19 protein-coding genes are annotated in these 20,911 nt (G+C 73.2%); 8 read left to right on the top strand and 11 right to left on the bottom strand.

Features of this window, described 5'->3' with window-relative positions:
• The first annotated feature begins 17 nt into the window (after nucleotides 1-17).
• Both P8A18_RS17340 and P8A18_RS17335 read left to right on the top strand, forming a co-directional pair.
• Complete coding sequence (locus P8A18_RS17340; RefSeq protein WP_306055726.1) at nucleotides 18-638, top strand: TetR/AcrR family transcriptional regulator; 621 nt, start codon at nucleotides 18-20, stop codon at nucleotides 636-638.
• A gap of 290 nt (nucleotides 639-928) precedes the next feature.
• Complete coding sequence (locus tag P8A18_RS17335; RefSeq protein ID WP_306055725.1) at nucleotides 929-1,798, top strand: endonuclease/exonuclease/phosphatase family protein; 870 nt, start codon at nucleotides 929-931, stop codon at nucleotides 1,796-1,798.
• 12 nt (nucleotides 1,799-1,810) lie between these two features.
• On the opposite strand, the gene P8A18_RS17330 is transcribed toward P8A18_RS17335, so the two are convergent.
• Entirely contained in the window at nucleotides 1,811-4,006 is a 2,196-nt protein-coding gene (locus P8A18_RS17330; protein WP_306055723.1) for a mannosyltransferase YkcB-related protein, read from the bottom strand.
• Nucleotides 4,003-5,340, bottom strand: a complete 1,338-nt coding sequence (locus tag P8A18_RS17325) for a bifunctional glycosyltransferase family 2/GtrA family protein (RefSeq protein WP_306055722.1) — start codon at nucleotides 5,338-5,340, stop codon at nucleotides 4,003-4,005. The genes P8A18_RS17330 and P8A18_RS17325 overlap by 4 nt, the downstream gene beginning before the upstream one ends.
• 360 nt (nucleotides 5,341-5,700) lie before the next feature.
• Here P8A18_RS17325 and P8A18_RS17320 point away from each other — a divergent pair, with 360 nt between their 5' ends.
• Nucleotides 5,701-7,047, top strand: a complete 1,347-nt coding sequence (locus tag P8A18_RS17320; protein ID WP_306055721.1) for a hydroxymethylglutaryl-CoA reductase — start codon at nucleotides 5,701-5,703, stop codon at nucleotides 7,045-7,047.
• A gap of 126 nt (nucleotides 7,048-7,173) precedes the next feature.
• On the opposite strand, the gene P8A18_RS17315 is transcribed toward P8A18_RS17320, so the two are convergent.
• Nucleotides 7,174-7,842, bottom strand: coding sequence for a TetR/AcrR family transcriptional regulator (locus P8A18_RS17315; RefSeq protein WP_306055719.1), 669 nt, complete (start codon nucleotides 7,840-7,842; stop codon nucleotides 7,174-7,176).
• Nucleotides 7,843-7,900: 58 nt separating this feature from the next.
• Between P8A18_RS17315 and P8A18_RS17310 the strand changes: the two genes are divergently transcribed.
• The gene (locus P8A18_RS17310; RefSeq protein ID WP_306055718.1) at nucleotides 7,901-9,349 is read left to right on the top strand and encodes an MFS transporter; all 1,449 of its coding nucleotides are present in this window, start codon (nucleotides 7,901-7,903) and stop codon (nucleotides 9,347-9,349) included.
• Nucleotides 9,346-9,741: a cupin domain-containing protein gene (locus tag P8A18_RS17305; RefSeq protein WP_306055716.1), complete on the top strand. Its 396-nt coding sequence runs from the start codon at nucleotides 9,346-9,348 to the stop codon at nucleotides 9,739-9,741. The genes P8A18_RS17310 and P8A18_RS17305 overlap by 4 nt, the downstream gene beginning before the upstream one ends.
• 32 nt (nucleotides 9,742-9,773) lie before the next feature.
• Here the strand turns inward: P8A18_RS17305 and P8A18_RS17300 are convergent, their stop codons facing one another.
• The 6 genes from P8A18_RS17300 to P8A18_RS17275 all read right to left on the bottom strand — a co-directional run bounded on the left by P8A18_RS17300 (nucleotide 9,774) and on the right by P8A18_RS17275 (nucleotide 14,867).
• Nucleotides 9,774-11,324 (bottom strand): sensor histidine kinase, encoded by a 1,551-nt coding sequence (locus P8A18_RS17300; protein WP_306055715.1) that lies wholly within the window; start codon nucleotides 11,322-11,324, stop codon nucleotides 9,774-9,776.
• Nucleotides 11,317-12,054 (bottom strand): response regulator transcription factor, encoded by a 738-nt coding sequence (locus P8A18_RS17295; RefSeq protein WP_168712556.1) that lies wholly within the window; start codon nucleotides 12,052-12,054, stop codon nucleotides 11,317-11,319. Before P8A18_RS17295 ends, P8A18_RS17300 begins: the two co-directional genes overlap by 8 nt.
• Nucleotides 12,055-12,184: 130 nt before the next feature.
• On the bottom strand, nucleotides 12,185-12,541 hold the full coding sequence (locus P8A18_RS17290) for a hypothetical protein (protein ID WP_306055714.1): 357 nt from the start codon (nucleotides 12,539-12,541) through the stop codon (nucleotides 12,185-12,187).
• A gap of 12 nt (nucleotides 12,542-12,553) precedes the next feature.
• Nucleotides 12,554-13,042 carry a hypothetical protein gene (locus P8A18_RS17285; protein WP_306055712.1) on the bottom strand — a complete coding sequence of 163 codons (489 nt, stop codon included), beginning with the start codon at nucleotides 13,040-13,042 and terminating at the stop codon, nucleotides 12,554-12,556.
• 54 nt (nucleotides 13,043-13,096) lie between these two features.
• Nucleotides 13,097-13,972 (bottom strand): amidohydrolase family protein, encoded by an 876-nt coding sequence (locus P8A18_RS17280; protein WP_306055711.1) that lies wholly within the window; start codon nucleotides 13,970-13,972, stop codon nucleotides 13,097-13,099.
• 13 nt (nucleotides 13,973-13,985) lie between these two features.
• A complete protein-coding gene (locus P8A18_RS17275) occupies nucleotides 13,986-14,867 on the bottom strand; it encodes a DUF2797 domain-containing protein (RefSeq protein WP_306055710.1) in 882 nt (293 codons plus the stop codon).
• A gap of 53 nt (nucleotides 14,868-14,920) precedes the next feature.
• Here P8A18_RS17275 and sigJ point away from each other — a divergent pair, with 53 nt between their 5' ends.
• Both sigJ and P8A18_RS17265 read left to right on the top strand, forming a co-directional pair.
• On the top strand, nucleotides 14,921-15,865 hold the full coding sequence (gene sigJ / locus P8A18_RS17270; protein ID WP_306055708.1) for an RNA polymerase sigma factor SigJ: 945 nt from the start codon (nucleotides 14,921-14,923) through the stop codon (nucleotides 15,863-15,865).
• Nucleotides 15,866-15,958: 93 nt separating this feature from the next.
• Complete coding sequence (locus tag P8A18_RS17265) at nucleotides 15,959-17,155, top strand: NAD(P)/FAD-dependent oxidoreductase (RefSeq protein WP_306055707.1); 1,197 nt, start codon at nucleotides 15,959-15,961, stop codon at nucleotides 17,153-17,155.
• A 10-nt stretch (nucleotides 17,156-17,165) separates the two neighbouring features.
• Here the strand turns inward: P8A18_RS17265 and P8A18_RS17260 are convergent, their stop codons facing one another.
• Nucleotides 17,166-18,110, bottom strand: a complete 945-nt coding sequence (locus P8A18_RS17260; protein WP_306055705.1) for an AIR synthase-related protein — start codon at nucleotides 18,108-18,110, stop codon at nucleotides 17,166-17,168.
• 90 nt (nucleotides 18,111-18,200) lie between these two features.
• Nucleotides 18,201-19,670, bottom strand: coding sequence for an MFS transporter (locus P8A18_RS17255; protein WP_306055704.1), 1,470 nt, complete (start codon nucleotides 19,668-19,670; stop codon nucleotides 18,201-18,203).
• 212 nt (nucleotides 19,671-19,882) lie between these two features.
• On the opposite strand from P8A18_RS17255, the gene P8A18_RS17250 reads away from it, so the two are divergent.
• On the top strand, nucleotides 19,883-20,911 hold the full coding sequence (locus P8A18_RS17250) for an AfsA-related hotdog domain-containing protein (RefSeq protein ID WP_306055703.1): 1,029 nt from the start codon (nucleotides 19,883-19,885) through the stop codon (nucleotides 20,909-20,911).

Raw genomic sequence — 20,911 nt, 5'->3', positions numbered from 1 at the left:
ACAAGGAGGGGACGGGCATGCCCAGACAGGTGGATCATGCGGGCCGACGCCGACTCATCGCCGAGGCCGTCTGCCACCTCGCCGACGAACGCGGGCTGGAGGGTGTGACCCTTCGCGACGTCGCGGCCCGCGCGCAGGTGTCGATGGGCGCCGTTCAGCGGTGCTTCCGCACCAAGGAAGAGATGCTCGTGTTCGCGCTCGGGCACATCAGTGGGCGGATCACGGACCGCGTACAAGCCCGCCTCCTCAGGAGCCCGGCCCAGTCGGCCGGCACCGCCCTGGGGCACGCGGCCACGGAGATCTCACTGCTCCGGGAAGAGCACCGCGCCGAGGCCAGGGTCTGGCTCGCGTTCGTTGCGCAGGCGACTGTCAGCAAGGTGCTCGCAAGAAAGCTGAGGGCGAACTACGCAGTCCTGGAAGAAGCGTTCACCCGCCTCATCTCGGAAGCCGGCGAGGACGCCGCTCCCGCCGTGCCCCTCGATCCGCAACGCGAGGCCCGCGCCCTCCTCGCCCTCGCGGACGGCCTCACCGCGCACGTCCTCATCGGCCACCTCACCTCGCAAGAGGCACACGAAGTCCTCCATTCACACCTGGCCGGCCTCTGGGAGCAACCGGTCCGGCCCCCTCGCACCACCTGAACCTCCCGAACCGCTCAACCACACCCTGACTCGCCATCCACCATCAGGGCCGCCGACCGCGGGCCGCCGACCTCACACGCCCTCCCTCAAGTGGACGTCACGGCGGGCGATCAGCGCCTTCCCGACGGCAGTCGCACGACGGGCACACTTGCCGCAGGCAATAGGGCATTATCTGTGGGAAGACTTCGGACCGCTTCCGCTCCTGACGCAGCGCCGGCTGCCCACCAGGGGCAACGAGGGTCAGCGCACCATCTGACATGGATGTCCCCCAAACTCCGAGTTGGAGCGATATGTCACTGCGTCGTCGTACGGTGGAAGTCCTGGTGGCCGTCGGCCTGTTGGGGACGGCGCTCGCGCCTCCCGCGACAGCCGCGGGACACGGGCACGGTCCCGGGCAGTCGGTGCCGCTGCGCGTCGCCACGTACAACATCCATGCCGGCGCCGGCATGGACAACGTCTTCGATCTCGACCGCCAGGTAGCCGCGCTCCGCTCGCTCGACGCGGACGTCATCGGGCTCCAGGAGGTCGACGTCCACTGGGACGCCCGCAGCGAGTGGCGCGATCTCGCGAGCGAACTGGCCCGGCGGCTGCGGATGCACGTGTCCTTCGCCCCGATCTACGACTTCGACCCGGTGGCCGAGGGCGAGCCGAGGCGCGAGTTCGGGGTGGCGGTGCTGTCCCGGTACCGGATAGTGAGCGCCGAGAACCATGACATCACCCGGCTCTCCACCCAGGACCCGGACCCGGTCCCGGCGCCCGGACCCGGCTTCGGCGAGGTGGTCCTGCGGGTGCGCGGCCTGCCGGTCCATGTGTACGCGACGCACCTCGACTTCCGGGGCGACCCGTCCGTCCGCGTCGCCCAGGTCGCGGACACCCGGCGGATCATGGCGGAGGACCGGAAGTCGGAGCGCGGCCCGGTCCGGCAGATCCTGCTCGGCGACTTCAACGCGGCGCCCACCGCCCCGGAGCTGGCCCCGCTGTGGGAGAACCTGACCGACATCGAGCCCGGCGCGCCCACCTTCCCGGCGCAGGACCCGGTGCAGCGGATCGACTACGTGGCCGTCTCGAAGGACACCATCCGGGTACGCGACGCGGCGGTGACCGAGACGCTCGCCTCGGACCACCGCCCTGTCGTCGCCGACCTGGAGCTGCGGCGCTGAGTTCGGGGACGGTCAGCTGCCCGTCGCCGGCCGGGTCAGGTCGTAGAACGTGGCGCTGCCCACCGTCACCTCCTTGAAGTTCTTCTCGACCCAGGAGGAGATCTCCGAGGCGGTGCCGCTGCCGCCCATGCCGCCGCCGCCCTGGCCGCCGCCTTCTCCGCTGGAGACGAAGTAGTGGATGCGGCCGTCCTCGACGTACTTCTCGAACTGCGCGAGCGTCGGGGACGGGTCGCTGCCGTTGAAGCCGCCGATCGCCATCACGGGCTTCTCGGTGGCGAGTTGGTAGCTCGCGGCGTTCTGCGAGCCGATGGCGGCGGCCGCCCAGGTGTAGTCGTCGGCGTTCGCCTCCAGGAGCTTCCTGGCCTCGGAGCCGACGGACGCGCCGTTGAGCAGGCCGCCCATGCCGCCGCCTCCGCCGCCGGGGGCGCCGCCGCGTTCGCCGGCGGACCGGTTGTTCTGGCTGTTCTGGCTGTTCTGTGAGGGTGCTTGGCCCTGGCCCGTGCCCTGGTTCTGGCCCGTGCCCTGGCCCGGCGGGGTGCCGGTGGGGGGCCGGCCCATGCCGTTGCCCTGCTGGTTCGTACCCTGCTGGCCGCCCTGGCCCGGGGGCTGTCCCATGCCGTCACCGCCGCCGTCACCGCCGCCGCCCGGTCCGCCGCCGCGACCGCCACCGCCGGGGCCGCCCATGCCGCTGGCGGACGGGCCCGCCGTGACGATGGAGCCCTGGTGGCCCGTGTTGAGCGTGCTGATGGTGTACGCGGTCGGGGCGGCCAGCGACGCGGCGAAGCCGAGCACCACCGCGGCCAGAGCGAGCCGGCGGCCGAGCCGGGCCGCGAGCAGCAGGCCCACCGCCGCCACGAGCCCGGCGACGAGCACCGTGGTCCGCAGCCACGGCTGGTAGTCGGGCGTCCGCCCCAGCAGGACGTACGCCCAGTACGCCGTCACCCCGACCGCGGCGGCGAGCGTGGCGCCCGCCCACCAGCGGGCCCGCTCCTCCCACAGGACCGTGACGCCCATGCCGATCAGCGCCGCGGTGTAGGGGGCCAGGGCCACCGTGTAGTACTGGTGGAAGATGCCGGCCATGAAGCTGAACACGGCCGCCGTCATCAGCAGCGAACCGCCCCAGGCGAGGAAGGCCGCGCGGGCGGTGTCCGTACGCTTCCCCCGCCAGGTCAGCCAGACACCCGCGACGAGCAGGATCAGGGCGGCGGGCAGCAGCCAGGAGATCTGGGACCCGATCTCGGAGTTGAACATCCGCCCGAGGCCGGTCTCGCCCCACTGACCGCCGCCACCGCCGCCTCCCCCGCCGCCGACGCTGCCGGTCTCGTCGCCGTTGATCCGGCCGAGCCCGTTGTAGCCGAAGGTCAGCTCAAGGAAGGAGTTGTTCTGCGAACCGCCGATGTACGGGCGGGAGGAGGCGGGCCACTGTTCGACGATCGCGACCCACCAGCCGCCCGCGACGACCATGGCGAGCGCGGAGAGCCCCAGCTGCCCGAACCGCTTGCGTACGGAGACCGGCGCGAACACCGCGTACAGCACCGCCAGCGGCGGCAGGATCAGGAACGCCTGGAGGGTCTTGGACAGGAACGCGAGCCCGACCGCGACGCCCGCCCACACCAGCCACTTGGTGCGGCCGTGCTCCATCGCGCGCAGCACGCAGTAGACGGTGACGGTCATCAGCAGCGCGAGCAGCGCGTCCGGGTTGTTGAAGCGGAACATCAGCGCGGCGACGGGCGTGAACGCGAACACCGCCATGGTGATCAGCCCGGCGGCGGCGCTGAACCGGCGGCGCACGGCCGCGTACAGCACCCCGGCCGTCGCCGCGGCCATCAGCACCTGCGGGGCCAGGATCGCCCACGAGCCGAGGCCGAAGACCCGCACGGACAGGGCCATCGGCCACAGGGTGGCCGGGGGCTTGTCGACGGTGATGGCGTTGGCCGAGTCCAGTGAGCCGAAGAAGAACGCCTTCCAGCTCTGGCTGCCGGCCTGCACGGCCGCGGAGTAGAAGGAGTTGGCGTAGCCGGAGGCGCCGAGGTTCCAGAAGTACGTCAGCGTGATGACGAGGAGCAGGGCGAGGAAGGCCGGGCGCACCCAGGGCGCGTCCTCGGGCCGCCCGCGCCAGGCGCGGCGCGGCAGCGAGGTGCCGGCCCGTGCGTGGCCCGGGGGCGTGTCCGGCCGGGCCGGGGCGTAGGCGGGGTCGAACGTGGTCATCGGGCGTTCCTCAGGTGGTGGGTGGTGGTGTCGGCGGAGACCGCGGCCGGTACCGCTCCCCCGTGCGCTTCCCGGGCCGCTTCCCGGGCCCGGTCCGGGAAGACCCAGGCGCGGAAGAGCAGGAAACGGAGCACGGTCGCCGCGAGGTTGGCCGCGATCAGTACGGCGAGTTCGGTGGTGTGCGAGGGCGATCCGGACGCCGCGCCCAGGGCCGCGAGCGAACCGCTGGTCAGGGCGAGGCCGATGGCGAAGACCACGAGGCCCTGCGCCTGGTGGCGTACGGCGCCGCCCCGGCCCCGTACGCCGAAGGTGAGCCTCCGGTTCGCCGCGGTGTTGGCGACGGCGGAGACGAGGAGCGCGGCCCCGTTGGCGAGCTGGGGCCCGGCGCCGAGCCGGAAGAGGGAGTACAGCGCCAGGTAGAACAGCGTGGACAGGGCGCCCACGACACAGAACCCGACGAGCTGCCGGGCCAGCCCGCCCGGCACCCCGCCGATCCCCCGGTCCCGCGGATCGTCCCCGAAGGGCCGCGCCAGCCGGTCCAGCGGCAGCGCGCCGACGGCGAGCGCCCGCCCGACCCGCCACACGCCCTTCAGGTCATCGGTGGCGGTGCGCACGATGTGAACGGTGGAGTCGGGGTCGTCCACCCAGTCGACCGGCACCTCGTGGATGCGCAGCCCGGCCCGCTCGGCCAGCACCAGCATCTCGGTGTCGAAGAACCACCCGGTGTCCTCCACCATCGGCAGCAGCCGCTGCGCGACCTCGCGGCGGATCGCCTTGAACCCGCACTGCGCGTCACTGAACCGGGCGGCCAGCGACGAGCGCAGGATGATGTTGTACGCCCGCGAGATGAACTCCCGCTTCGTCCCCCGCACCACCCGCGAACTGCGCGCCAGCCGCGAGCCGATGGCGAGGTCCGAGTGCCCCGAGATGAGCGGCGCCACCAGCGGGAGCAGCGCGTTGAGGTCGGTGGACAGGTCCACGTCCATGTAGGCGAGAACCGGCGCGTCCGAGTGCGTCCAGACGGTACGCAACGCCCGCCCGCGCCCCTTCTCCTCCAACCGGAACGACCGCACCCCCGGCAACGACCGCGCCAGCCGCTGCGCCACCTCGGGCGTACGGTCGGTGCTCGCGTTGTCCGCGACGGTGATCCGGAAGGCGTACGGGAAGGTGCGCGCCAGATGCTCGTGCAACCGCAGGACACACGGTTCGAGGTCCTTCTCCTCGTTGTAGACGGGTACCACCACATCCAGCACGGGGTCACCCGCCGCACCGCCCGCACCGGCCAGGAGGTGGTCCCGGGCCGGCAAGGTGCTCCAAGGAGTCTCTGTTCGCATGCCACCGACACTCGCCAACCGCGCTGTCACGGGTGTGTGGTGAGGCTGTGGGACGTCTGTGAGTGGGCACGGGCGCCCCGGCAGCTCGGCGCGGCCGTTCACACGATGTGGTGGGTGTGCGTAACCAATGGGGCGTTGTGTCGTTGAGCTGGGACCGGGGGTGGGTGTCGGGGTGGGGGAGCGGCGTGGGGCCGTCCGAAGCAGGGTCCCTTGCCGGGCCATCGCGTCCACTGCCGGGCCGGTCGGGCCGGGGCCGTTTCGTCGTGTCGCTGTGGGCTCGGTCACCGATCGGCCCGGCTGCGAGCGGTAGCGGGAACTCCGCACCCGGGCCGGGTCGCCGCAGGAGAAGGGGAATGCTGTATGAGTTCCGAAGAGAGCCCCGACCTGCCCGGTTCACCGCGTCCCCCGGGGCGGTTCGTGCCCGCGCGCGGGGTGTACACGGAGGCGGCGCGCCTGCGAAGGCTGGGCTGGCTCCGTTCCAGGACCCGGTCGGCGCTGGAATCCCTTCAGCACACACGGCTGGACGCCGGCAGGCTGACCGGGAACATCGAGGGATTCGTCGGCGCCGTCGAGATCCCGGTCGGGGTGGCCGGGCCCCTGCTGTTTCGCGGGACGCACGTCCAGGGCGAGGTCTACGCGCCGCTGGCGACCACGGAAGGCGCTCTGGTCTCGTCGGTGACGCGCGGGGCGCTGGCCGTCACGATGGCGGGTGGCGTCAGTACGCACGCCGTCTCGCAGGCGATGACGCGTGCCCCCGTATTGGCGTTCGCCCGCCTGGCGGACGCCTGCCGTTTCGCCTCGGCGGTGCCCCGGTACCTCGGTGAACTCCGTACGGCCGTCCGGGAGGTTTCCGGCCATGCCGTGCTCGACTCGATCGAACCCGTGGTCCTGGGCAGGACCGTTCACCTGAGGTTCAGGTACACCACCGGGGACGCGGCGGGGCAGAACATGACGACCGCCTGTACGTGGCACGCGTGTCAGTGGCTTCTGCGGCAGCCGCGGCTGTTCGCGGACGGGGCGCTCGAATCCTTCATCATCGAAGGCAACTCGTCGGGCGACAAGAAGGCGTCGGCCCTGGCCATGGCGGAGGGCCGCGGGACCAGGGTGGCCGCCGACTGCGTGCTGCCGGCCGGAGTGGTCGAGCGGGTCCTCAGGACCACCCCCGACGAGCTGGTACGGGGGTACCAGCACATCGCGGCCGGGGCGGTCCACAGCGCGATGCTGGGGTCCAACGCGAACTCCGCCAACATCGTGGCGGCTATCTTCGCCGCGACCGGCCAGGACATCGCCTGCGTCCACGAGTCGGGCGCGGGGCACTTCCTCCTCGAACGCACACCGGACGGCGTCCACGCGAGCATGACCCTGCCCGGTCTGGCACTCGGCACGGTCGGTGGCGGCACCCATCTGCCCACGCAGCACGAGCTGTTGGAACTCATGGGCTGCACCGGCCCGGGCAGCGCCGTCCGGCTGGCGGAGATCATCGCGGGCTTCGCCCTGGCCCTGGACCTGTCGACCGTGTCGGCCGCCGTGTCGGGAGACTTCGCCGCCGCCCACGAACGCCTCGGCCGCAACAGGCTGCCCCAGCAGAGCGGCACCGGCCGGTTCGTCGCGCCGCCGGCCGGCGTCGAGTGCCGGATCGACGGCCCGAGGGCGGGAGGGGCGGCAGGGCAGTTGCCCGCTCCACCGGACGTTCGGACGCGGGAGTGAGCTGCGGGGGCAGCCATCCGTATCCCCCGGGCCCTCGGCCGCCGTCCCACGGCCCTTGCACCCCGGCCCCGGCCCCTCGGCCACCGTCCGACGGCATGATCCAGGGACGTCGGCGGCGGCGCGTCGTCAGCGGCCGGCGAGAAGGCCGTCCACCAAGGCGCGGAGACCGTCGCGGTAGGTGTCCTCGGCGGTCAGCGGTGCCCAGCGGTCCGCGGCCTGTGCCAAGCGGGGCAGTTCGGCCGGGTCGAGGTCGGCGAAGACCTGTTCCCGATAGGTCGCACGGTCGTCGTCCGCGCGGCGGCGGGCCGCCGTCGTCCTGACCACGATCTCTCCGGCGGTGTAGTACCAGATCGAACGGTAGCCGTGCACGGCCCCGTCCAGGGAGAGGCCGCATTCCACCAGGCCGTCGACGATCTGCTCGACGAACCACAGCGCGGATGTGGACATCAGGTCGTCGGCGGTCAGCACCTCCACGATCCAGGGACAGGCGGCGAGCGCCTCGTGGATCGCGGTGGCGGCGACGACGATCCGCTCGCGGGGGTGGGCCGGCAGTTCGGGCCGGCGGAGGGTCCGGGCGGCGTAGTCGTCCAGCAGGAGGACGAGCAGTTCCTCCTTGTCGCGGACGTGGTGGTAGAGCGCCATCGGCGTACTGCCGACCTCTGTGGCCAGCCGCCGCATGGTCAGCCGGCCCACGCCTCCCTCGGTCACGATCCGGCGGGCCGTCTCGACGATCTCCTCACGGGAGATACGGGGAGGCCGGCCCAGGGTTTTGCGTGGTGCGGACGGTTGCGGCATGCACCCCATCATCCCCCAGGTGTCGACAGCGGCCATCCCCGGCGCTAACTTTTCTTACATGTATAGAAACTCTCGGGAGAGGCCGGCCATCGTGCTGGCCGCAGCAGCCGTCGCCCAGTTCGTCGTCGCCCTGGACATGTCCGTGGTCAACGTCGCCTTGCCCGCGATCCGCACGTCCCTGGGATTCGCGCCGCTCGACCTGTCGTGGGTCGTGCACGTCTACGCGCTCACGTTCGGCGGCTTCCTGCTGCTGGGGGGCCGCGCTTGCGACCTGTACGGCCGGCGCCGGATGTTCGTGCTGGGACTGACCGCCTTCGGGCTGTGCTCCCTGGCGGGCGGGCTGGCCCAGACGCCCTGGCAGCTGATCGCCGCACGCGCCGGGCAGGGCCTGGGCGCCGCCGCGGCCGCGCCGGCCGCGCTGGCCATGCTCACCACCACCTTCGCCGAAGGCCCCCGGCGGGTCCGCGCGCTCGGAGTGTGGAGCGCGGTAACCGCCGCGGGCGGCGCACTGGGCGTGCTGGCAGGCGGCTTGCTGACCGAGTACGCGGGCTGGCGCTGGGTCATGCTGATCAACCTGCCCATCGTCATGGCGGCTCTCGCGCTCATCCCCGCAGGGGTGCCCGCCGGGGCGGCACCCGCCCGGCGCGAAAGGCTGGACTCGCTGGGCGCCGTCCTGGCGACCGGCGGAGTCGGGCTGCTGGTGCTCGGTGTCGTCCGCACCGACACCCTTGGCTGGGGCTCCCCGGTCACATGGACGACCCTCGCCGCCGCGGCCGTGCTGCTGGCCGCCTTCGTCCTCGTGGAGTCCAGGTCCGGCGCACCGCTGCTGCGCCTCGGCCTGCTGCGCAGCCGCTGGGTCGCCGGGGCGAACGTGCTGGTGTTCCTGGCCGCGGCCGGACAGTTCACGGCGTTCTACTTCGTGTCCCTGTACATGCAGCAGGTCCTGGGCATGGGTGCCGCGGCGACCGGCATCGCGTTCCTGCCCTTCTCCCTGGGCCTCGTCGCGGGGACCGTCGTCGCGACCCGCGTCACCGTGGCACGCACCCCCCGTGTGTCCCTGGTGCCCGGCGCCCTGCTGGCCGCCGCGGGCCTGGCCTGGTTCGCCCTCATCAGCCCCGACGGCAGCTTCCTCACCGACGTGCTCGGCCCCTCCCTCGTCACCAGCGTCGGCGCCGGACTGGTCCTGGCCCCGGTCGCCGCCGCGGCGACCACCGGCGTCGCCGCGCGTGAGGCCGGCATGGCCTCCGGTCTCATGAACAGCTCGCGCCAACTGGGCGGCTCCATCGGTCTGGCCGCCCTGGCCACCCTCGCCGCGCACCACACCGGCGCGGCCACCGAACCCGCCGCCCTCAACGACGGCTACGCCCTGGGCCTGGCCGTCGCCGCCGCCTTCTTCCTGCTCGCGGCGGTCGTGGCGATCGGTGTGCTGCCGCGCCGCCGGGCCGTCGTACCTCTCCCGCAGTCCACCGCACCCGCAGAGAACCAGCTGGAAGGAACACCGTCATGACGTCCACCCCCATCGACCTCTTCGCCTCCGCACTGCACTTCGGCCCCGACGGCGATGTCCGGGCCGCCGCACGGCAGATGACGGGCGACGGCTCCGGCACCTGGCAGATCGCCGCGTTCCACGTGGAGACCGACGCCGACGTCCACGCCGACCACTGGGAGACGCACCCGGAGGCCGAGGAGGCCGTCTGCTGCCTGACAGGCGGTGTCCGCCTCCACTTCCGTCCCGACGCGCCCGGAGGCCCCGAGGAGGTGGTGCGGTTGCGGGAAGGCACCGCCGTGATCGTCCCCCGCGGCCGCTGGCACCGCCTGGAACTGGAGGCCCCCAGCGACCTGATGTCGATCACCCTTCGCGACGGCACCCGCCTCGAAAGGAGAACCGACAGCCACTGAGCGGGCGGTGGCCCGGCGGATGTGCTGCCCGGCTACCCCGCGTGCCCGGCCCCCGCCACCCGGCGGGGGCCGTCCGCATCCTCCCGCTCCGCCGGCAGACGCACCGCGAACACCGTCTCCCCCGGGACCGAACGGACCTCCGTGCCGCCCCCGTGCGCCGCCACCACCGCCTGGACGATGGCCAGGCCGAGGCCCGTCGAGCCGGCGCTGCGGGAGCGGGAGGCGTCGCCCCGGGCGAAGCGTTCGAAGACGTGGGGAAGGAGGTCGGGCGGGATGCCGGGGCCGTTGTCCTGGACCTCCAGGGTGACCCACGGGTTGCCGGGGGCCGCCAGGACGCGGGTGGTGACCGTGGTGCCGGGTGGGGTGTGGGTGCGGGCGTTGGCCAGGAGGTTGACCAGGACCTGTTGGATACGGGTGGGGTCGGCGTGGAGGGTGGCCGGGGTGTCGGGGAGGTCCAGCCGCCAGTGGTGTGCGGCGCGGTCCGCGGCTCGGGCGTCGCTCACCGCGTCCACGACGAGCGGCGAGAGATCGGTGCTCTCGCACGAGAGCGGGCGGCCCGCGTCCAGGCGGGCCAGCAGGAGCAGGTCCTCGACCATGCCCGTCATGCGCTGCGCCTCGGACTCGATACGGCCCAGCGCGTGCCGGGTGTCGGGCCCCGTCTCCTCGCGGCCGCGCCGGGTGAGTTCGGCATAGCCGCGTATCGAGGCGAGCGGGGTGCGCAGCTCGTGGCTGGCGTCCGCGACGAACTGGCGCACCCGCGTCTCGCTGCGCTGCCGCGCGTCCAGCGCGGAGCCGACGTGGCCCAGCATCCGGTTGAGGGCCGCGCCGACCTGGCCGACCTCCGTGCGCGGGTCCGCCTCGGCCTCCGGGACCCGCTCGAACAGGGCCACCTCGCCGCTGTGCAGGGGGAGTTCGGAGACCCGGGTCGCCGTGGCGGCCACCCGGCGCAGGGGGCGGAGAGCCACCCCGACCATCGCCGCGCCCGCGATCCCCGCCGCGACGAGCCCCGCGCCGGTCACGCAGACCTCGACCAGGATCAGGGTGCCCAGCGCGCGGCTCACCTCCGTGGTGGGGATGCCGACCAGGACGGACCCGCCGTCGCCCGCGGGCACCGCCCGTACCCGGTAGCCGCCCAGACCGGGCAGCTCGACGTCGTGCGCGCTGTTGTCCGCGGTGACACCGGCCGCCGTGAGGGCCTTTTGCTGCGCCCCGGTCAGCGGCCGCGTGTTCTCGGCGGCGTCGGGGCCGCCGTCCTTCACCACCGCGGAGTCGGCGATGGCGCCGTCCTCCACCAGCGCGCCGAACGTCCGGAGGGGCTGGCCGCCCATGCCGATGAAGGCGAGCGGGTCGCGGTCCGAAGCGCCGTCCGGGCTCTTGGGGCCTCCCGGGCCCGGCGCGCCCGGCACGCGTTCCGCGCGGACCGCGATGTCCCGCAGCTGGTCGTCCAGCTTCCCGTACATGTAGCTGTGGAAGGCGATGGCGGTCACCGAGCCGATCACGGCGGCGACCACCGCGATCAGGGTCACCGCCGAGACCACGAGGCGGGTGCGCAGCGTCCAGGGCCGGCCCGCGCGGCTACTCACCGGGCTTGATCAGGTATCCCGCCCCGCGCCGGGTGTGGATCATGGGCGTGCGGCCCGCGTCGATCTTCTTGCGCAGGTAGGAGATGTACAGCTCGACCACGTTGGCCTGGCCGCCGAAGTCGTAGTTCCAGACCCGGTCCAGGATCTGTGCCTTGCTCAGCACCCGGCGCGGATTGCGCATCAGGAACCGCAGCAGCTCGAACTCGGTCGCCGTCAGGTGGATGTTCTTCCCGCCCCGGCTCACCTCGTGGCTGTCCTCGTCCAGCATCAGATCGCCCACGACGAGCTGGGACTCGCTGCGCACCGCCGCCGTGCCCGAACGCCGGATCAGGCCGCGCAGCCGGGCCACGACCTCCTCCAGGCTGAACGGCTTGGTGACGTAGTCGTCGCCGCCCGCCGTGAGCCCGGCGATCCGGTCCTCCACGGAGTCCCGCGCGGTCAGGAACAGCACCGGCACGTCGGACAGCTCCCGGCGCAGCCTGCCGAGGACGGCGAGGCCGTCCATGTCGGGCAGCATCACGTCGAGGATCACCGCGTCGGGCCGGAAGTCCCTGGCCGTCCGCACGGCGTCGGCGCCGTCCCCGGCGCTGCGCACCTCCCAGCCCTCGTAACGAAGCGCCATGGACAGCAGCTCCGCGAGCGGGGCCTCGTCGTCCACGACCAGGACCCGGACGGGGGTGCGGTCCGGCCTGAGCAGTTCGGTACGCCCCTGGGGCGAGGTCGTCGTCATGACGGCAAGCCTGCGAGCCGGCTCTGAGAGAGTCCTTGTCCGTTTCTGTGAATTTCCTGAGAAAGCCACGAGCGGAGGTCGGGGCTCCTGACTCGCTCACCTAGTCCTGCCGGTTGACGCGAGCGGTGCGTTACCTGTCGGTCTGCCTCGGGTGGCCAGTCCTGGCCACCTTCAACCAGCAGACCCTCTTCTCTTCGTCGTACAGATACCAGACGCGGCCACCGCCGGTGACCTCGATCTGCCATTGAGGCAGCTCACGCCCGTTGTAGACCGCGGTAGCCAGGTCGAACTTCAACTGGTGATGTCGTTCCGTCGAGGGCGAAGGAGCCGGGTTGGTCCGCATCTCCTCCCATGCCGCCCTCGTGTTGCCGGGCGCCTGCTTACCGAGTTCCCGCCACCCGTCGACCGCCTCTTTGGTGGCGTACTTGATCTCGAACTCGTCGCGGCCGGGTGGCGGCGCGACCGAGTCACCCCTCTTCGGTGGCACGTGGGCGATACCTCACTCGGCTTCGGCAGCCGGAGCTTCCACAGGTCCCAAGTCGTCCTCCACGGGTTCGAGCAACTTCGAGCGAAGCGCCGGGTCGGAGTGGATCTCCGCCGTGGACTTCCAGGAGGCGATGAGGGGGGCCAGAGGATCGACGGTTCCGAGGTCCGAGGCGGCGCGCGCGGTCTCCATGAATTCGATCAGGAACTCCCGCACGGCCGCATCGGGCAGAAAGCGGACCCAGGGGAAAGCCTCGGGAAAGACCCTGGTCAGCATGGACACCGCCTTGGGGTCGCTCTTCATCAGCGCCATGAACATGCGCGTCGTCGAGTCCACCACTTCTGCGGCCGCGGCAGCGCGTGCCGCAGTCGTGAGGTACAGGTCTTCGTCGTCCCTGCGATGCAGGGTGATGCCCTTCCTGTGGGTCTCCTGCATCCGGGCGACCGTGTCCTTCGGCTTCTGGATCAGCTCCGAGAAGTTCGCTTCAGCCGACATGAGGGTCATAACTTGGAAGGTACTTCAAAAGTAGGTCACTGTCCACCGCCCCGCCGGCCCCGCTCAGATCTCGAACAGCGCCTTCGCGTTGTCGTGGCAGACCGCCCGCAGCCAGTCGTCACCGAGTCCCAGCCGCTCCAGGGCGTGCAGCTGGTGGGCGTACGGGTACGGGATGTTCGGGAAGTCCGTGCCCAGCAGGACGCGGTCGCCGAGCGCCGCGAGCCGCCCGTGCGCCGCCCTCGGGAACGGGGAGAACTCCTCCGTGAAGTCCGTGAACGCCATCGTCGTGTCCAGCCGGACCTCCGGGTACGTCTCCGCGAGCGTCAGGAACTCGGCGTACTCCGGCATCCCCATGTGCGCCACGATCAGGGGGAGGCGGGGATGGCGGGCGAGGACGCGGGCCATGGGGTCCGGGCCGGTGTGCTTGCCGGGGGCGGGGCCGGAGCCGCAGTGCGTCACGACCGGGACGCCGGCCTCCGCGAGCAGGCCCCAGACCGGATCGAGCAGGGGGTCGTTCGGGTCGTACGCGCCGACCTGGAGGTGCGCCTTGAAGACCCGCGCCCCCGCCTCCACGGCCTCCCGTACGTACCGCTCCGCCTCCGGCTCGGGGAAGAAGGTCGCGGTGTGCAGGCAGTCGGGGGTCCGGGCGGCGAAATCGGCCGCCCAGGCGTTGAGCCAGGCAGCCATCGACGGCTTGTGCGGGTAGAGCATCGAGGTGAAACGGAGCACGCCGAACGAGCGGAGCAGCGCGAGCCGTTCGTCCTCCTCGTGCCGGTAGGTGATCGGCCACTCCAGGCCGGTCAGCGGGCCCGCCGAGTCGAAGTACGCCCAGACCTTGCGCAGCACCCGCTCCGGCATGAAGTGCGTGTGGACGTCGATGATCCCGGGCAGCCCGAGCCGCTGCCAGAAGCGCACCACGTCGTCGTGATCGTCACCCATACGGCCGAGCCTCTCAGAACAGCCCGTCCTGCGCCGCCCCGCCCCCCAGCGCGACGGCCGGCACGCTCACCCCGGCGTCCGCGCCGGCCGCCGCCAGCGTCCAGCCGGTCATCAGCCGGGTGTCGAGGACGACGACGCCGTCCGCGCCCGTGTCCAGGTGGAGGTCGGGTCCGGCCGCCGCGACCAGCAGGCCCGCGACCGTGCCGCCGTCCGCCAGGCCGGTCACCGCCCTGCCCGGCGCGGACACCGCCCCGAGCCCGAAGATCCCCGCGTGGTCGACCGCCTCGAACGGCAGCCGCTCCAGCGCCTCCGGCCAGCCGCCGCCCTCCAGGGCCGCCGCCTTCCCGTACAGCTCCGCCACCTCGGCGGCCCGTACCGCCTCGTCCGGCAGCTCCGCCCGCACCGCCCGCTTGCGGGCGTACGGGATGCGGTCCGGCACCCCGAGCGCCGCCCGCAGCAGCTCCTCGACCCGGCGCGCCGCCATCAGCGGGCCGCGCCCCAGCCAGCTGAAGACCACCGCCCCCTGCTCCCGCAGCCGGGCCGCGCCGCGCCCCTCGGCGGTGATCCCGACCTTCACCATCCCGGTCCCGAACCAGGCCAGGTACACGCGGTACGTGCGCGGGTCGTCCGGGATCGTGTCGGCGGCCACCGAATGCGCCCGGTCGAGCCGCCCGCACTCGGGGCAGCGCCCGCCCGTGCTGTGTGCCGGGACCACGGCCCCCAGCGGGCAGGCGTGGCCCCGGGCCCCGGCGCAGCGCCGCTCACCGGCCGCCCGGAGGCCGAACTCCGTCCCGTACGCCAGGGCGCTCGCCCGCGTCCGTGTCCCCTTGCGCCAGCCGAGCGCGGGGCCGCCGGACGCCTCGGGCCACCTGAGGCCGGTGCACTGCCAGTCCATGCGCGCACCTTACGGGCGGGCACTGACAAGGGGCGCCGACTACTATCCCGGGCATGGACCTGACGGTGCAGGACGTGGACCGGTTCGAGGCGGCCAGGCCCCGCCTGGAGGCCATCGCCTACCGCCTCCTGGGCTCGGCGAGCGAGGCCGAGGACGCCGTGCAGGACACCTTCCTGCGCTGGCAGGCCGCCGACACCGGGCGGATCGAGGTCCCCGAGGCCTGGCTGACGAAGGTCCTCACCAACCTCTGCCTCAACCAGCTCACCTCGGCCCGCGCCCGGCGCGAGACGTACGTCGGGCAGTGGCTGCCCGAACCGCTGCTCGCCGGGGACGCCATGCTCGGCCCCGCAGACACGGCCGAGCAGCGCGAGTCGGTCTCGTACGCCGTGCTCACGCTCATGGAGCGGCTGGCCCCGCGCGAGCGGGCGGTGTACGTGCTGCGCGAGGCGTTCGGCTATCCGCACCGGGAGATCGCCGAGATCCTGGACCTCACGGAGTCGGCCGTCCAGCAGGTCCACCACCGGGCGAAGAAGCACATCGCGGACGGCAGGACGCGCACCGAGGTGGACGAGTCCGCCGCTCGCCGGGTCATCGAGGAGTTTCTGCTCGCCGCCGCGGGCGGCCGTACCGAACCGCTCGTGAAGCTGCTGACCTCGGACGCCTTCTCGGTCGGGGACGGCGGCGGGAAGGTGCCGGCCCGCACCAAGCCGTTCGAGGGCGCGAAGGCCGTCGCGACGTTCATGCGGGGGCTGCTCAAGCCGGGCAAGGCCAAGACCGCCGTCACCGGGGGCTCCGTCGGCCTGTACGTCACGAGCGCCAACGGCTCCACCGCGGTCGTCGCGGCCGTCGGCGAGCGGGTCATCGGCGTCATGTGCCTGGAGGTCACCCCCGAGGGCATCCACTCGTTCCGCAACCAGGCCAACCCGGACAAGCTCGAACGGGCGACCCGGCAGTGGGCGGCCATGGAACACGGGAAGCCGCTGCTCACAGCCTTCTGAGCGGCATGTGACGCAGGTCACATCACTTCTGTGTCAGGGAATCGCGGGCTGTCCGGTTCAAGGGGCGAAACCGCGCGAGACAGGAGCAGGCACATGCAGCACCGCATCATCGTCCTCGGAGCCGGCTACGCCGGAGCCATCGCCGCAGGCCGCGTCGCCAAGCGGCTGCACCGCGACGACGCCACCGTCACCCTCGTCAACGCGGAGCCCGACTTCGTCGAGCGCGTCCGCATGCACCAGCTCGCGGCGGGCCAGGAACTCACCCCGCGCCCCTTCGGCAAGATGTTCGCCGGGACCGGCGTGGAACTGAGGGTCGGCAGGGTCACCGCTGTGGACGTCGGCCTGAGGACCGTCACCGTCCAGGGCCCCGACGGCCCCGGCGAGCTGGCCTACGACACCCTCGTCTACGCCCTCGGCAGCGCCTGGAACCCCCAGGGCGTCCCCGGCACCGCCGAGCACGCCCACGAGATCGCGAGCCGCCCCGGCGCGCTCCGGCTCCGCGACCGGCTGGCCGCCCTCCCGCCCGGCGGGTCCGTGGTCGTCGTCGGCGGCGGACTGACCGGTCTGGAGGCGGCCACCGAGTTCGCCGAGGCCCGCCCGGACCTGGACATCGCGCTCGCCGCACGCGGCGCGCTCGGCGACTGGCTGTCCCCGGCCGGCCGCCGGCACGTGCGCAAGGTGTGCGACCGGCTCGGCATCACCGTCCACGAGCACACCGCCGTCACCGAGGTCGGGGCCGGCCACGTCACCACGGCCGACGGCACCTCGTTCCCCGCCTCGGTCACCGTGTGGACGGCGGGCTTCGCGGTCCACCCGCTCGCGGCGGCCACCCCCCTGGAGACCGACGGCACCGGCCGGATCGTGGTCGACACGACCATGCGCTCGGTCTCCCACCCCGACGTGTACGCCATCGGCGACGCGGCCCTGGTCGCGGGCCCCGGCGACAAGCCGCTGCGGATGTCCTGCGCCTCGGGCATCCCGACCGCCTGGCAGGCCGCCGACTCCCTCGCCGCCCGGCTGACCGGCCGCAAGCTCCCGCACACCCCGCTGCGCTACTTCAACCAGTGCGTCTCACTGGGCCGCAAGGACGGCCTGATCCAGTACGTCACCGCCGACGACCGCTCGGTGCGCGGGGTCCTGACGGGCCGGATCGCCGCCGTCTACAAGGAGCTGGTCTGCAAGGGCGCGGCCTGGGGCGTGGCCAACCCGACGACCGGCATGCCCGCCCGGCGCCACCCGGCCACCGCCCCGCGGACCGCGCCGGCCCCGGCCGCGGCGGAGGGTCGGTGACCGGAGGGAGTCACAGCAGCCGCTCCGGCAGCGGCCCCGCGCTCGGCGTGCCGGGGTGGGGGCCGGCCGGGGTGAGGAACTCGACGTCGCCCGTGGGGTCGGCCGTCACCTCGCCGATCACGGTGGCGTGCCGGCCCCGGGGGTGGGCGCGGAGGGCGGCGAGCACCGGGTCCGTGCGTTCCGGGGGGACGAACAGGCACAGGCAGCCCGCGCAGGCCGCGTCCAGGGGGGCGAGGCCCCGGGTGGCGAGGGCCACCCGGGCCTCGTAGCGGACCGGCAGCGCGGCCTCGTCCACGCGCAGGGTCAGGCCCCGGGCGGCGGCGGTCCGGCGCAGTACCTCCGCGAGGCCCCCGTTGGCCACGGGCCGGGCGTGGTGGAGGTCCGCGCGGACCGTGCGCAGGAGGCCGGCGAGGGGGGCGCAGTCGCTGGGGACGTGGTGCTCGTAGCCGAGGCCGTCGCGCAGGGAGACCAGGTGGGCCGCGTGGTTGCCGAGAGGGGCGGTCACCACGACGCGGTCGCCGGGGCGGACCCGGTCCGGGCCGAGTTCGGGCCCCTCCCGCTCGCCGAAGGCGGTCGCGGTGACGTAGACCCGGTCGGCCTCGCCCGCGCGGACGACCTGGGTGTCGACGGCGGCGACGGTGACCCGGGCCTCGGCCGCGGCGTCCCGGACCGACGCGGTCAGCCGGTGCACCAGGTCGAGCGGAAGCCCCGCCTCCAGGACGATGCCGAGGGCGAGGTGGCGGGGGTCGGCCCCGGTGGCGGCCAGATCGTTGACGGCGCCGCAGACCGCGACCCGGCCGATGTCACCGTTGCCGAAGAAGGGCGGGTCCACGACGTAGGTGCCCACCCGGACCACGAGGGCGGGCTCGCCGGGGACGAGGGCGTCCGCGATCAGTTCGCGTACGTCCGGGCCGAAGCCGACCTGTGTGCTGTACCTGTCCTGTGTGTACGTCACGATTGCCACCCCCCGATGCGCGCGTCATGACCGTGCCCATCATGCTGCGGGGACGCGGTGGCGCCTACCCGTTATGTGGCCTAGGGGGCTTCAGTAGGGGCGGTTGTACGACCTGAGCAGCAGGACCGCCGCCACGGCCGCCAGGGCGGGGAGGGCGCCGAAGCCGGCCAGGATGCCGACGCGGGCCGTGAGGGACTGCTCGGCGGCGTCTCCCGTACCGGAGGAGACATAGCCGCAGAGCTGGAGGACCAGGCCGTAGAGGAACGGGCCGATGGCCACGCCCAGGCCCTCGGCGGTCGTGAACACCCCGGAGAGCACGCCCCCTTGGCGACGGCCGGTCCGGGTCGTGTCGCGGGCGACGCAGTCCGGGAGCATCGCGTACAGGAAGAGGAGCTGGCCGGCGTGGCCCGTGCCGGCCAGGGCCATCGTGACCAGGACCGCGCCCTCGGGCAGGAACGGGGAGGCGAGGAAGAGCAGGCAGCCGGCGATGAACAGGGCGGAGGCCAGGGCGTATCCGCGCGGGCCGCGCAGCCGGGACCACAGCGGCATCGTCAGCAGGTTCGGCGCGACGAACGCGGCCACCAGCGCGCCGACGCCCGAGGAGTCGCGCAGGACGTGGTCGGCGAAGTACGGGGCGCCCGCGAGCAGGACGCCCGTCGCCACGGACTGGAGGACCACGCAGCGCAGCAGTGCCACGAAGGGCGGGTTGGCGCGGGCCGCCGCGAACTGTTCGCGCAGGGTGGGCTCGGCGGCGGGTACGCGGGGCGTGCCGGTCGCAGTGCCGGCGGTGGCGGTCGCCGGCGTACCGGTGGCGCCGCGCGCCGTGCGGCCGGCCGTGGCACCCCTGGTCGTATGCGTCGCGCCCCTCGTCGAACGGGTGCCCGCGAAGGTCCACAGCGCGCCCAGCGCGACGACCGCCGCGCCGAACGCGCCGGCCCAGCGGTGTCCGGTGAGTCCCCCGCCGCCCGCGTCGACCAGGGCGGGGGCGGCCGCGCCGGTCACCAGGGCCGCGATCCCGATGACCGCGACCCGGCCCGCGACCAGGCGCATCCGGTCCTCCTCGCGGTCGGCGAGTTCGGCGGGCATGGCGACGTACGGCACCTGGAAGAACGCGAAGGCGGTCGCGGTGAGCAGGTATCCGGCGCCGGTGAACCAGGCACCGGCCGAGCCGGGCAGCGGGCCCGCGAAGGTCAGGGCGAACCCCAGGGCCATGACGAGGCCGCCCAGGAGTACGTACGGGCGGCGGGAGCCCCAGCGGGTGCGCGTGCGGTCGCTGGCGCGGCCGACGAACGGGTTGAGGACGACGTCCCACGCCTTGGGCAGGAACACGACCGCCCCGGCCAGCGCGGCACCGACCCCGAGCGTGTCGGTGAGGTACGGGAGCAGGAGAAGGCCGGGGAGCGTGGTGAACGTCCCCGAGACCAGCGAGCCGGAGGCGTAACCGAACCGCACCCGGCGGGAAGGACCGCCGGCACCCGCGGAGCCCGGCTGACCGGGCGCGGCTTCGCGCGCGCGGCCGGGCGGGGCGGAACGGTCGTCGCCGGTGTCGGTGAGGGCCATCGCGGTGCCTTCCTGGGAAAGCCCCGCCGAGAGCGCGGGGGATGTCCCCCGGCGGGGCTGTCGCGGCACAGCGTCGCCCACCCTCCATGGACATCGCTTAAGCCTCAGGCGTATCTGGACGCACTTTCATGCCATGCACTTTGTGGCCAACGGAGATGGGTGGCTGGGGCTTGTCACAGCGCTTCACCATGTGCTGAGAGAAGGAGAGGGACATGACAGTCGACAACGGCACGACCTCGGCTCCCGCCATCCACGGACTTGCGAGCGGCGCGGGGAGCACGGGGGTCGCCCAGCACCTGATCCACCGCCCCGCCGCACGGTCCTACTACGGCCTGGACGCGCCGAGTCCGGGCGAGGAGTTCTTCACTCTCGTCGGCGAGACGCCCGTGGCCCATCCACTTCTCAACGACGGCCCCGGCCGCTTCCACGACCTCCAGATCGCCACCGGGAGCGTCCGGGACGTCGGCGAACTCGTCGGCCACCGCTACTTCGGCGTGCCCGGGGACCGCCCCGGCCTCTTCTACCGCTTCGCCCTCGACCTCACGGATCTCTCCGCCTGGCGCACGGACCCGGGCGGGCGGGGTGTGGTCATGGAGACGCGGATCAGGGCCAGGCCGGCGAACGTGGTCGCCGAGGTGCCGCGCGGGCTGGACTTCCATCTGGACGTGGTGATCGACGGCCGTCCGTGCGCCGTCGGTTCGGCCGGGATGGTCTTCCTGATGCCGAAGCTGTACCGCAAGCACGTGGCGCACGCCCGGCAGGCGATGCGGGCCGTGCCCGAGCTGAACGACGCACCGGACGGGCCGCCGCGCCCGGCGGACCCCGCCGAGGTGGGCCGGCGTGCCGGCCGGAACGTGGTGGTCAGCGAGCCCGTCGACGCCTCGCGCGGCCGGATCAGCAGCTGGGTGCTGTCCGAGCGGGTCAGCCCGGTGTTCGACACCACGGACGAGCGGCAGCGGGGACAGTTCTCCGGGCTGCATCTGCTGGAGGCGCTGCGCCAGGGCTCGTTGCTCGCGGCGGGCCGCGCGCACGGGCTCGACGCGGAGCGCAGCACGCTGGAGGGCTGCCAGGTGCACTTCCGGGGGCAGGCGGAGCGGGCGCTGCCGCTGCGCTGTGTCGCGGTGGCCGGTCCGCTGGGGCGGGACGCCGACGGGCGTCCCTCGGTGCCGGTCACGCTGACGCTGACGCAGCAGCGGTGGGCGGTCGCGGAGGCCCGCACCTGCGTGGTCCAGGACTACTGA

Source organism: Streptomyces sp. Mut1, assembly GCF_030719295.1.
Lineage (GTDB): Bacteria > Actinomycetota > Actinomycetes > Streptomycetales > Streptomycetaceae > Streptomyces > Streptomyces castrisilvae.
This window is presented reverse-complemented; position numbering and strand designations above follow the sequence as displayed.

Coding starts and splice junctions, on each gene's coding strand:
- P8A18_RS17340 (WP_306055726.1), top strand. CDS start 18: ATGCCCAGACAGGTGGATCATGCGGGCCGACGCCGACTCATCGCCGAG.
- P8A18_RS17335 (WP_306055725.1), top strand. CDS start 929: ATGTCACTGCGTCGTCGTACGGTGGAAGTCCTGGTGGCCGTCGGCCTG.
- P8A18_RS17330 (WP_306055723.1), bottom strand. CDS start 4,006: ATGACCACGTTCGACCCCGCCTACGCCCCGGCCCGGCCGGACACGCCC.
- P8A18_RS17325 (WP_306055722.1), bottom strand. CDS start 5,340: ATGCGAACAGAGACTCCTTGGAGCACCTTGCCGGCCCGGGACCACCTC.
- P8A18_RS17320 (WP_306055721.1), top strand. CDS start 5,701: ATGAGTTCCGAAGAGAGCCCCGACCTGCCCGGTTCACCGCGTCCCCCG.
- P8A18_RS17315 (WP_306055719.1), bottom strand. CDS start 7,842: ATGCCGCAACCGTCCGCACCACGCAAAACCCTGGGCCGGCCTCCCCGT.
- P8A18_RS17310 (WP_306055718.1), top strand. CDS start 7,901: ATGTATAGAAACTCTCGGGAGAGGCCGGCCATCGTGCTGGCCGCAGCA.
- P8A18_RS17305 (WP_306055716.1), top strand. CDS start 9,346: ATGACGTCCACCCCCATCGACCTCTTCGCCTCCGCACTGCACTTCGGC.
- P8A18_RS17295 (WP_168712556.1), bottom strand. CDS start 12,054: ATGACGACGACCTCGCCCCAGGGGCGTACCGAACTGCTCAGGCCGGAC.
- P8A18_RS17285 (WP_306055712.1), bottom strand. CDS start 13,042: ATGACCCTCATGTCGGCTGAAGCGAACTTCTCGGAGCTGATCCAGAAG.
- P8A18_RS17280 (WP_306055711.1), bottom strand. CDS start 13,972: ATGGGTGACGATCACGACGACGTGGTGCGCTTCTGGCAGCGGCTCGGG.
- P8A18_RS17275 (WP_306055710.1), bottom strand. CDS start 14,867: ATGGACTGGCAGTGCACCGGCCTCAGGTGGCCCGAGGCGTCCGGCGGC.
- sigJ (WP_306055708.1), top strand. CDS start 14,921: ATGGACCTGACGGTGCAGGACGTGGACCGGTTCGAGGCGGCCAGGCCC.
- P8A18_RS17265 (WP_306055707.1), top strand. CDS start 15,959: ATGCAGCACCGCATCATCGTCCTCGGAGCCGGCTACGCCGGAGCCATC.
- P8A18_RS17255 (WP_306055704.1), bottom strand. CDS start 19,670: ATGGCCCTCACCGACACCGGCGACGACCGTTCCGCCCCGCCCGGCCGC.
- P8A18_RS17250 (WP_306055703.1), top strand. CDS start 19,883: ATGACAGTCGACAACGGCACGACCTCGGCTCCCGCCATCCACGGACTT.